Below are 10,439 nucleotides of genomic sequence, written 5' to 3'. Positions count from 1 at the left end.
GTTCGGCGACAAGCCGCGCTTCGGCCAAGCTCGCCAGCAGGGGGAAGGACAGGAACGTCGACCGGCTCCTCGCCGCGAAGGCGAAGGTTTCGGCCAGCAGGAACGCCGCCCGTTCGGCGACAAGCCTCGCTTCGGCCAGGCTCGCCAACAGGGCGAGGGGCAGGAACAGGGCCAGGGCTTCGACCGCAACAAGCGCCACTATGGGCAGTCGCGCAAGGACAGCGCCGCGTTCGGCAAGAACGAAGCACGCGACGACGCCCAGCACCCGCGTTCCGGCCCATCCCGCGCTCCAGGGGAATGGCAGGAGCGTCGCCCCGCACCGCGCCGTGAAGGTGAAGGCTTCGCCAAGCACGACAAACGCCAGGGCGGCGAGCCGCCGCGTTTCGGGCGCGACCGCTCCGACCAGCCGCGCCACCAGGAAGTAGACAAGCGCCAGGAAGACGAAGCGCTGCCGTTCACGCCGAGCCCGACCGGCGCCAGAAAGCCGACCTTCATCAGCCGGCCGAAGGAGCAGGACGAACAAACCAGCCGTCCGGCACCGCGCAGTGAGGATGACCGTGCGGCACCGCAAGCGCGCTACGAGTCGCGCTCCCGTTACGACGCCCCACGTCGCGAAGAGGAAAGCGGCGACGACACTCCGCTGTTCACCCCGAGCCCGACCGGCGCCAAGAAGCCCGGCTTCATCAAGCGCGCTGGCGATGTCGAGCCGCGTTCGGCCCCGCGCGACAGCCGCGGCGCACCGCACCACGGCGGCCATCGCCACGATGCCCCGCACCAGCCGGCGCCCAGCGCTCCACTGACGGTCGGCCGCAAGGTCCAGCTGTCGCTGTTCGCCCCCTGCCCGCGCGGCCTCGAAGGCGTGCTGGCCGAGGAATTGGACGCACTGGGCGCGCGCCACGTCCAGCCGACCGACGGCGGGGTCGGCTTCAGCGGCGATGCCACGCTGATGATGCGCGTCAACCTGCACAGCCGCACCGCCAGCCGTGTACTGATGCTGGTGGCCGAGGGTGGCTACGCCTCCGAACACGACGTCAACCGCCTGGCGCTGCAGGTGGACTGGCCGCGCTTCTTCGATGTCAGTCGCACCATCAAGCTCAAGACCGACGGCGTCGGCTCGCAGGTGCGTAGCCTCGACTTCGTCTCGCTGACGGTGAAGGACGCCATCTGCGACCGCTTCCGCCAGTCCGGCCTCGGCCGCCCCTCGGTCGACACCCGCACCCCGGACGTGCGCGTGCAGGTGTTCCTGACCCCGGACACGGCCAAGATCTACCTCGACACCAGCGGCGAGCCGCTGTTCAAGCGCGGCTGGCGCGAGGAGACCGGCGAGGCCCCGCTGCGCGAGAACCTCGCCGCCGGCATCCTGCTGCTGGCCGGCTACGACGGCAGCCAGCCGCTCATCGACCCGATGTGCGGCAGCGGCACCTTCCTCGTGGAAGCCGCCGACATCGCGCTGCAGCGTGCGCCGGGCCGCAACCGCAGCTTCGCCTTCCAGCGTCTGCGCGACTTCGATTCGGTCGCGTGGGAAGCGCTGCAGCTCGAAGCCAGGTTGGCCGAAAAGCCGCTGGCCCCGCTCGCCATCCACGGCTCCGACCGCGACGCCGCGATGACCGCGATTGCTCGCCACAACCTGCAGGCAGCCGGCCTGGCCGAGGCCGTCACGCTCAATACCGGCGACGTGCTCGACGTCCGTCCGCAGGGTGAGAACGGTCTGATCGTCAGCAACCCGCCGTACGGCGTGCGCCTCGACGAGCAGGACGCGCTGGCCGCGCTCTACCCGCAGCTGGGCGACTGGCTCAAGCAGCACTTCGCCGGCTGGACCGCGTACTTCTTCACCGGCGACCTGCGCCTGGCCAAGTTGATCCGCCTCGAGGTGAAGCGCCGCGTGCCGCTCTATAACGGCGCCCTGGAATGCCGCCTGTTCGCCATTCCGCTGGTGGCCGGCAGCGCGCGCCGCGACAAGAGCGACGAACACGCCGACTGAGCCTGCCTCGACTCACCCCCGCAACCGCCATCGTCATGCCGACATGGCGGTTTTGTTTTAGGCGCCGCTCTCCTCGCTGCACCCGCGCGTTGCCGCGGGCGGCGGGATGGTCTTTACTTCTAGCAGGGTGCCGCTTGTTCCGGTCGCACCGTGCTTTCTCGCCAGCACATTCCTGCCGGTGTTCCGTTCACGCCGGATGACGCGCGGCAACGTATCGATGCCGATTGGGAATGACAGCCATTCTGTTTCGTTAGGGATTTCGCCAATTAGCCGACGCTAATGTGCCTGCTACGATCGTCGTATGGTCGTGCCACACCTCACCGAGCCCCGGTCACGACCTTCACACACGATATCGTTGATTGCGACAGGGAATGACATGAAGAAACCGTTCTACACCCGTCTGTACTTCCAGGTGCTGCTGGCGATCGCCATCGGCGTCACGCTGGGTGCCGTGGCACCGGATTTCGCCGCCAAGATGAAGCCGCTGGGCGACGCCTTCGTCAAGCTGATCAAGATGATGATCGCCCCGATCATCTTCACCACCGTGGTGGTCGGCATCGCCAAGATGGGCGACATGAAGGAAGTCGGCCGCGTCGGCGGCAAGGCCTTGCTGTACTTCGAAGTGGTGACCACGCTGGCACTGGTGATCGGCCTGGTGGTGGTCAACGTGCTCAAGCCGGGTGCCGGCCTCAACATCGACCCGTCCACGCTGGACTCGGCCGCCGTGGCCAAATACGCCGCCGGCGCCAAGTCGATGAACACCATCGACTTCTTCATGAACATCATCCCGCATAGCGTGGTATCGGCCTTTGCCGAAGGCGAGATCCTGCAGGTGCTGCTGTTCTCGGTGCTGATGGGCGCCGCGCTGTCGGCCATGGGCGAAAAGGGCAAGCCGCTGGTGAGCATTCTCGACGAATTCTCCCACTCCATGTTCCACATCATCGGCATGATCATGAAGCTGGCCCCGATCGGTGCCTTCGGCGCCATGGCGTTCACCATCGGCAAGTACGGCGTGGGTTCGCTCAAGCAGCTGAGCTACCTGATGCTGTGTGTGTACCTGACCTGCGCCGCCTTCGTCTTCATCGTGCTGGGCGCCATCGCCAAGCTGACCGGCTTCAGCCTGTGGAAATTCCTCGCCTACATCAAGGAAGAGCTGATCCTGGTGCTGGGCACCTCGTCGTCCGAATCGGCCCTGCCGCGCATGATGACCAAGATGGAAAACCTCGGCTGCGCCAAGCCGGTGGTGGGCATGGTGATCCCGACCGGCTACTCGTTCAACCTGGACGGCACCTCGATCTACCTGACCATGGCGGCCATCTTCATCGCCCAGGCGGTGAACGTGGACCTGACGCTGGGCGAGGAGCTGGGCCTCTTGGGCGTGCTGCTGCTGACCTCCAAGGGCGCGGCGGCCGTGACCGGCGGCGGCTTCATCACGCTGGCTGCGACGCTGGCCACCCTGCACGGCAAGCTGCCGGTGGAAGGCCTGGCGCTGCTCCTGGGGGTGGACCGCTTCATGTCCGAGGCCCGCGCCATCACCAACCTGATCGGTAACGGCGTGGCGACCGTGGTGGTCGCCAAGTGGGAAAACGCCCTCGACGTGGAACGCATGAACCGCGTGCTGAACGGTGAAACCGTGGAAGAAGCCGACGAACCGGAAGCCGTTGCGGAACAAACGCTGGACACCGTGGTGCTGACCACCAAGCCGGGCGTCAACGCCTGAAGCGGATTCCTTGTCCGCTCAAAACCCCGTCACGTGTGACGGGGTTTTTTATTGCCGGTGGGCAAGCCCAACGGGATCACGCCGGCTCAAGCGCGACGCAGGTTGACCAGCACGATGCCGGCAAACACCAGCAACGCGCCGATGAGAAAACGCGGGTCGAGCGGTTCGCCCAGCAGCAGCACGCCGAATGCCACGCCGAACAGCGGCGTCAGGAAGGAAAAGGCCGACAGGCGCGACGCCAGGTAACGGCGCAACAGCCAGAACCAGGCGAGGAAACTGGCAAACGCCACGATCACGCCCTGAAACAGCAGGCTGGCCCAGGCGATCGGACTCATCTGCAGCGTCGCCCACTGCCCCGTGCCACCACCCAGCGCCAGCAGCAGCACCGAGGCCACGGTGAGCTGGTACAGCAAGGTCTGGGCCGGAGGCGCTTCGGACAGGCTGGAAGCGCGCACCACAATGGTGGTAGCGGCCCAGAGCAAGCCCCCCAGCAGGCCCAGTGCATCGCCTAGCAGCATGCGCCCCCACTCCCCCTGCCCGCTCAGGCCGTTGGAAAAGGCCAGCGCAATGCCGGCGAACGCCAGCCCCACCCCGCCCCACTGCGCCCGCCCCAGATGTTCGCCCTTGACGCGCCAGTGCAGGCCCAGCGCGGTAAAGATCGGCGCCGAATAAAGAAACACCACCATGTGCGAGGCACTGGTATAGATCAACCCGACCGAGACGCACAGGAATTCCCCGGCAAACAACGCGCCTGCCACCAGCCCGGCACGCAGCCGACCGTCGCGCAGCGAGAAACGCTCCTGGCGCCAACACATCAGGGCCCCCACCAACAATGCGGCGAGCAGGGAGCGCAACCCGATCTGCATGATGGGACTGACGGCACTGGCCGCCAGTTTGACGGCTACCTGCTGCATGCCCCAGCACAGACAAAGCAGCAGCATCAATCCGGCGGCGAGGCCATCCAGCGGTTTGCGAGCGGTTGACATGGTTGTTCCGATCCTCAAAGTCACGATCGGGGCGCGAAAGCACCGGCCCCGATGAAGATGACCCTATTGTAGCGATGGCGGTTTACAATCAAATAACGAATTTCCGACAACCCATAGGGAGTTTTGGACAATATGGCGCGTCGCCGACAATTGCCACCCCTGCTCGAACAGCTGACTCAGCCGATGTCCTTCCGCGTGGTGCACCTGGAGGGCGCCAGCGAGTACCCCCCGCATCGCCATGCGGCGGGGCAGTTCGTCTATTCGTTCAGCGGGGTGCTGGAGGTGGGAATGGCTGGGCGTCACTACCTGGCGCCCCCGCAGTACGGCATCTGGATTCCGCCACAGCTGGAACACGTGGCGAGCAACCGCTATGAGGCGAGCTACTGCTCGCTCTATCTGGAGCCGGCGCAGTGTGCCGATTTGCCACGGGAAGCGTGCACCCTGGCGATCAACCCGCTGATCCAGGCCATTCTCGACACCCTGCGGCGAGGGCAGCTGGAATACCCCCGCACCGAGCGTGAGGGGCGTCTGTTCCAGGTACTGCTCGACCAGCTGGCGGAGAGCCCATGCCACGACAGCTACCTGCCGATGTCGGACGACCCACAGCTGGGCAAGGTACTGCATGCCCTGCAGCAGCAGCCGGGGGACACGCGCTCGCTGGCGGCGTGGGCCGGCGAGGTGCACAGCACCGAGCGTACGCTGTCGCGACGCTGCCATCGCGATCTGGGGATGTCCTTCAGCGCCTGGCGGCAACGGCTGAAGGTATTGCAGGCGATTGCCCTGCTGGAAGGCGGGCGCCCGGTGCAGGACACCGCGCTGGAACTGGGTTATAACAGCGCGTCGGCCTTCATCGCCATGTTCCAGCGCCTGATGGGACTGACACCCGAGGAATACCGCCGACAGTGGCGCTGAATGTAGGTCGGAAACGAAAAAGCCCGAACAATGATGTTCGGGCTTTTTCTTGAATCTGGTGGCCAATCTCGGAATCGAACCAAGGACACGCGGATTTTCAATCCGCTGCTCTACCAACTGAGCTAATTGGCCATGAAAACACAGTTTGCCGATCGTTGTTACCACAAGAAGAATCGAGTGGTGGCCAATCTCGGAATCGAACCAAGGACACGCGGATTTTCAATCCGCTGCTCTACCAACTGAGCTAATTGGCCCCGATCCGGCTAACTGCGCCGTCAGAGAGCAGCATTAAAGCAGATGCATGACATGGCCGTCAAGCCCTAATGCGAGAAAGTCATGCAAATGGCGATCGCATGAAAAACGGCCGGGCATGACGGCACCGGCCATTCCAATGCTCTTTGCCGCGCTCAGGCCGGCGGCGTGTCGGGCTGCCGCGACGGGTGAGCGGCGGCGAAGGCCGGCAGCCGCTCCAGCGCCTCGCCCACGGCGACCAGCCGCGGGTACGGGACCAGATCGACGGCGAAGCGCCGTGCGTTGAACAGCTGCGGCACCAGGCACACGTCGGCCAGCGTGACATTGTCGCCGACGCAATAGCTGCCGGCCGTGTCCGCCAGCAGACGCTCCAGCGCGGCAAAGCCTTGCGTGATCCAGTGCCGATACCATGCATTGCGCGACTCGTCCCCGACGCCGAGCTCGCCCTTGAGGTAATTCAGCACCCGCAGGTTGTTGAGCGGATGGATATCGCAGGCGATGGACTGGGCGATGGCGCGGGCCCGGGCGCGTGCGACCGGATCCAGCGGCAGTAGCCGCGGCGTATCGGGGTAGGCTTCGTCGAGGTATTCGCAGATCGCCAGCGACTGGGTCAGCAGCACGCCGTTGTCGGACAGCGCCGGCACCAGCCCTTGCGGATTGAGGGCCAGGTAGGCGGCGCCCTGCTGCTCCCCCTTGACCAGGCTTACCGGCGCCTGGATGTAGTCCAGCTCCTTGAGGTTGAGCGCGATGCGTACCCGGTAGGCGGCGCTGGAACGGAAATAGTCGTACAGGATGCGCTCAGCCATGTGCCACCACCGTCTGTTCGATGGCGCCGAACACGCTGGCGCCGCCAGCGTCATGCATCTCGATGCGTACCGTGTCGCCCACCTTCATGAACGGGGTGCGGGCCTCGCCACCATCGATGATCTCGATCATGCGCTGCTCGGCGAGGCAGCAGCTGCCGACGCGGCGGTCATGATTGGAGACGGTGCCGGAGCCGACGATGGACCCGGCGCAAAGGGCGCGGGTCTTGGCGACATGGGCCACCAGCTCGGGAAAGCTGAACTGCATCTCGACGCCGGCATCGGGCTCGCCGTAACGCCGCCCGTTGTAGTCGACCAGCAGCGGCAGGTGCACCTTACCGCCGTGCCAGGCGTCGCCCAGCTCGTCCGGGGTCACCGCCACCGGCGAGAAGGCGGTGGCCGGCTTGCTCTGGAAGAAGCCGAAGCCTTTGGCCAGTTCGCTCGGGATCAGGTTGCGCAGGGTGACGTCGTTGACCAGCATCAGCAGGCGGATGGCGCGGCCGCACTCCTCGACACCGGTACCCAAGGCCACGTCGCCGGTGATCACCGCCACCTCGCCTTCGAAGTCCAGCCCCCACGCCTCGTCGCGCAACGGGATCGGCGCGCACGGCGGCAGGAAGTTGTCCGAGCCGCCCTGGTACATCAGCGGGTCGTGGTAGAAGCTTTCCGGCACGGTGGCGCCGCGCGCCTTGCGTACCAGCTCGACGTGGTTTAGGTAGGCGCTGCCGTCGGCCCACTGGTAGGCGCGCGGCAGCGGGCTGTGACAGCGCGAGGGGTCGAAGGCTTCGGCGTGGGGGGCGTCGCCGCGGCTGAGCGCCCGGTAGGTGTCCTGCAATGCCGGTTCGACGTTGCTCCAGTCGTCCAGCGCCGCTTGCATCGTGGCGGCGATGTGCGGCACGGCGACGGCACGCGACAGATCATGGCTGACGACCATCAGCTGGCCGTCGCGGGTGTGGTTCTGGTAGGTGGCGAGTTTCATGGGTGGGTTCTCGTCTTGCTCGTTGTTCGGCCAACCTGGCTGACGGCGGGCTCTGGTTGCAGCCGCGATGGCATCGGTTCGGGTGCAGGCAATCGCCGCGGGTGCTTCAGACTAGATGATGCGGCGCCGCGGCGCGCGGTGCGGCAGCCGTCAAACCGGGCGGGGGTGGATGGCAGCGCCATCCCGCCGCGTGCTCAAGCCTTGGGTTTCCAGCTGTCGACATAGCCGCTCCATTCCACGCCGGCCATCCCCTCGCCCTGCTCCAGCGCGTCGCGCGCGTCGATCATCACCGCCACTTCGTCGGTGAATTTCTTCGGGTCGCTCATCGCCTTGGCGAACGCCTTCGGGTGCGGGCCATGGGTGAAGCCGGCGGGGTGGAAGGTCAGCATGCCGGGCTTGATGTTGTCGCGGCTGAAGAAGTCGCCAGCGTGGTAGAAGATCACTTCGTCGTAGTCGTCGTTGTTGTGATAGAACGGCACCTTGAGCGCGCCGGGATCGGACTCGATCGGGCGCGGCACGAAGGTGCAGATCACGAAGCGCTCGGCGACGAAGGTGCTGTGCGCCGACGGCGGCAGGTGGTAGCGGTGCGACATCAGCGGGCGGATGTCGCGCCAGTTGATGCGGCATACCGCCAGGTTGCCATGCCAGCCGATGGCGTCGAGCGGGTTGAACGGGTAGGTCACGGTGGAGAGCGCGCCGCGGCGCTTGATCACCACCTGCCATTCGTCCTCGCTCTGCTGGGCACGGAAGGCATCGTCGATCTGCGCCATGTCGAGCATGGCTTCGTCGAAGATGGCGTGCGGCCCGACCAGGCCCTTGTCCGGCAGTTGGTAGGCGCCGTTGGTGGCCTCGATCAGCAGCATGCTGGTGCGCGCGGCCGGTTCGATACGCCAGCTGGTCGAGCGCGGGATCAGGATGTAATCGCCGTCGCGGTAGCTCAGGTGACCGTAGTCGCAGAACAGCTCGCCCGAGCCCTCGTGGATGAACAGCACGTCGTCGCCGTCGCCGTTACGGAACAGCGCCGGCATGGCCTGGTCGACGCTCCAGATGCGGAAGTCGCAGTGGGCGTTCTTCAACACCGACGCCGCCGCGAACGGCATGCCGCCCTGCTGCGGCAGTTCATTCAGGTCGAAGGCACGCGGACGCAACGGCCCTTCCCAGGCGCTCCAGGCGGTGGGCGGGTGCTTGTGGTGCAGGTGGGTGGCCGGGCCGAAGAAGCCGCTGCGGCCGACTTCGCGTTCGTAGATGCCCTCGGCCGGCAGGTCGGCGTGGGCCTGGCGCGAGACGGTGCCCTCGCGGTGCGGAAAGCTGATCCATTTGCGCATGATGCAATTCCTGTGTGGTCTGGCATGGGCTTCGGCCAACCTCGAAGGTTGGCCGAAAGACAACGCTTGGCGGCTCGGAACGTGTGCAAGAAATCGTCGCGAGCGCCCCGCGGCCGGTTCGAAAAGCACAGCCGTACAAGTGGTACGGCGAGCATCACAGGGCCGGCCCCGGGGGCGCAGCAGATTTATTCACACGTTCTCAGTCGGCCTTCAGCACGCCGCGCTTGATCTGGTCTTCCTCGATCGACTCGAACAAGGCCTTGAAGTTGCCCTCGCCGAAGCCCTCGTTGCCCTTGCGCTGGATGATCTCGAAGAAGATCGGGCCGATCACCGTCTCGGTGAAAATCTGCAGCAGGATCCCGGCGCCGTCCACCGGCGCGCCGTCGATCAGGATGCGGTTCTTGCGCAGCCGCTCCAGGTCTTCGCCGTGTCCCGGCACGCGCGCGTCGGTGCGGTCGTAGTAGCTGTCCGGAGTATCGAGGAAACGCGTGCCGGCGGCCTTCAGCGTCTCTACCGTGTGGTAGATGTCGTCGGTCGACAGCGCGATGTGCTGGATGCCCTCGCCGTGGTAGGCGCGCAGGAATTCCTCGATCTGGCTCTTGTCGTCGGACGACTCGTTGATCGGAATGCGGATCTTGCCGCACGGACTGGTCATGGCGCGCGACACCAGCCCGGTCAGCTTGCCCTCGATGTCGAAGTAGCGGATTTCCTTGAAGTTGCCGATGCCTTCGTAGAAGCCGGCCCACTTGTCCATGTTGCCGCGCATCACGTTGTGGGTGAGGTGGTCGATCTCCTTCAGCCCCACCCCGACCGGGTGCTGGTCGACGCCCGGCAGCGGCACGAAATCGACGTCGTAGATGTTGTGCTCGTCGCCGTAACGATCGACGAAGTACAGGGCCGAGCCGCCGATGCCCTCGATCGCCGGGATGTTCAACTCCATGCAGCCGATCGGGCGCTCGTACGGGTCGCCGCCGTGCGCCAGCGCGTAGTCGTAGGCGCGGGCGGCATCCTTCACGCGCCAGGCCATGGCGCAGGCCGACGGGCCGTGCACCTTGCCGAATTCGCTGGCGGGCTGGGTGCGCTCGCCGTTCAGGATGAAGTTGATGTCGCCCTGGCGGAACAGGCGCACGTTCTTGCTGCGGTGGCGGGCGATCTCGGTGAAGCCCAGCGACAGGAACAGCTGGCGCAGGTGCTCCAGCTCCTCTTCCTGCGGCGCGGTGAACTCGACGAACTCGAAGCCGTCGGTGGCGAGCGGGTTGCCCGTCATGGTTTCCATCTTCATTGATCGTTTCTCCTCGGAGCCCTCTGCCGGGGCCGTCCTGCTGTGTGGGTGGGGTGCTGCCAAAACCTCAAGACCCGTTCACGATCTCGCTCTGCGTCCCTGCTCGGGGTTCACGGGGATGGCGAGCCAATCCTGGATTGGCGCAGCGATCGGACCTTCTGTATTCCCGTACCGTCCGCTTCCCGCAGCGCGCTTCGCC

At 65.8% G+C, this 10,439-nt stretch carries 8 protein-coding genes and 2 tRNA genes; 3 read left to right on the top strand and 7 right to left on the bottom strand.

Going from position 1 to position 10,439, the window contains the following annotated elements:
• Together B9N72_RS21605 and B9N72_RS01835 are read left to right on the top strand one after the other, a co-directional pair.
• The coding region (locus B9N72_RS21605) for a THUMP domain-containing class I SAM-dependent RNA methyltransferase (protein WP_327078267.1) at positions 1 to 1,981 on the top strand (1,981 nt) is incomplete at its 5' end.
• A gap of 376 nt (positions 1,982 to 2,357) precedes the next feature.
• Complete coding sequence (locus B9N72_RS01835; RefSeq protein ID WP_085274748.1) at positions 2,358 to 3,701, top strand: dicarboxylate/amino acid:cation symporter; 1,344 nt, start codon at positions 2,358 to 2,360, stop codon at positions 3,699 to 3,701.
• A gap of 86 nt (positions 3,702 to 3,787) precedes the next feature.
• On the opposite strand, the gene B9N72_RS01830 is transcribed toward B9N72_RS01835, so the two are convergent.
• A complete protein-coding gene (locus tag B9N72_RS01830; RefSeq protein WP_085274747.1) occupies positions 3,788 to 4,687 on the bottom strand; it encodes a DMT family transporter in 900 nt (299 codons plus the stop codon).
• 132 nt (positions 4,688 to 4,819) lie between these two features.
• On the opposite strand from B9N72_RS01830, the gene B9N72_RS01825 reads away from it, so the two are divergent.
• Positions 4,820 to 5,599 (top strand): AraC family transcriptional regulator, encoded by a 780-nt coding sequence (locus tag B9N72_RS01825; protein WP_085274746.1) that lies wholly within the window; start codon positions 4,820 to 4,822, stop codon positions 5,597 to 5,599.
• A gap of 56 nt (positions 5,600 to 5,655) precedes the next feature.
• Here B9N72_RS01825 and B9N72_RS01820 read toward each other — a convergent pair.
• The 6 genes from B9N72_RS01820 to hppD form a co-directional block, all read right to left on the bottom strand.
• Positions 5,656 to 5,731, bottom strand: a tRNA-Phe gene (locus tag B9N72_RS01820).
• Between the two features lie 46 nt (positions 5,732 to 5,777).
• Positions 5,778 to 5,853, bottom strand: a tRNA-Phe gene (locus B9N72_RS01815).
• Between the two features lie 153 nt (positions 5,854 to 6,006).
• Entirely contained in the window at positions 6,007 to 6,657 is a 651-nt protein-coding gene (gene maiA / locus B9N72_RS01810) for a maleylacetoacetate isomerase (RefSeq protein ID WP_085274745.1), read from the bottom strand.
• Positions 6,650 to 7,633: a fumarylacetoacetate hydrolase family protein gene (locus B9N72_RS01805; protein ID WP_085274744.1), complete on the bottom strand. Its 984-nt coding sequence runs from the start codon at positions 7,631 to 7,633 to the stop codon at positions 6,650 to 6,652. The genes maiA and B9N72_RS01805 overlap by 8 nt, the downstream gene beginning before the upstream one ends.
• Before the next feature lie 194 nt (positions 7,634 to 7,827).
• Positions 7,828 to 8,958 carry a homogentisate 1,2-dioxygenase gene (locus B9N72_RS01800; RefSeq protein WP_085274743.1) on the bottom strand — a complete coding sequence of 377 codons (1,131 nt, stop codon included), beginning with the start codon at positions 8,956 to 8,958 and terminating at the stop codon, positions 7,828 to 7,830.
• A gap of 199 nt (positions 8,959 to 9,157) precedes the next feature.
• Positions 9,158 to 10,240 (bottom strand): 4-hydroxyphenylpyruvate dioxygenase, encoded by a 1,083-nt coding sequence (gene hppD, locus B9N72_RS01795; protein ID WP_085274742.1) that lies wholly within the window; start codon positions 10,238 to 10,240, stop codon positions 9,158 to 9,160.
• Positions 10,241 to 10,439 lie beyond the last annotated feature (199 nt).

Origin of the sequence: Pseudogulbenkiania subflava DSM 22618, assembly GCF_900177275.1 — a bacterium.
GTDB lineage: Bacteria > Pseudomonadota > Gammaproteobacteria > Burkholderiales > Chromobacteriaceae > Pseudogulbenkiania > Pseudogulbenkiania subflava.
Note: the sequence above shows the minus strand (reverse complement) of the source record. Positions and strands in the feature narration are given on the sequence as shown.

Bases quoted from the DNA above. Each gene is read 5' to 3' on its own strand.
- B9N72_RS01835 (WP_085274748.1), top strand. From the start codon at position 2,358: ATGAAGAAACCGTTCTACACCCGTCTGTACTTCCAGGTGCTGCTGGCG.
- B9N72_RS01830 (WP_085274747.1), bottom strand. From the start codon at position 4,687: ATGTCAACCGCTCGCAAACCGCTGGATGGCCTCGCCGCCGGATTGATG.
- B9N72_RS01825 (WP_085274746.1), top strand. From the start codon at position 4,820: ATGGCGCGTCGCCGACAATTGCCACCCCTGCTCGAACAGCTGACTCAG.
- maiA (WP_085274745.1), bottom strand. From the start codon at position 6,657: ATGGCTGAGCGCATCCTGTACGACTATTTCCGTTCCAGCGCCGCCTAC.
- B9N72_RS01805 (WP_085274744.1), bottom strand. From the start codon at position 7,633: ATGAAACTCGCCACCTACCAGAACCACACCCGCGACGGCCAGCTGATG.
- B9N72_RS01800 (WP_085274743.1), bottom strand. From the start codon at position 8,958: ATGCGCAAATGGATCAGCTTTCCGCACCGCGAGGGCACCGTCTCGCGC.
- hppD (WP_085274742.1), bottom strand. From the start codon at position 10,240: ATGAAGATGGAAACCATGACGGGCAACCCGCTCGCCACCGACGGCTTC.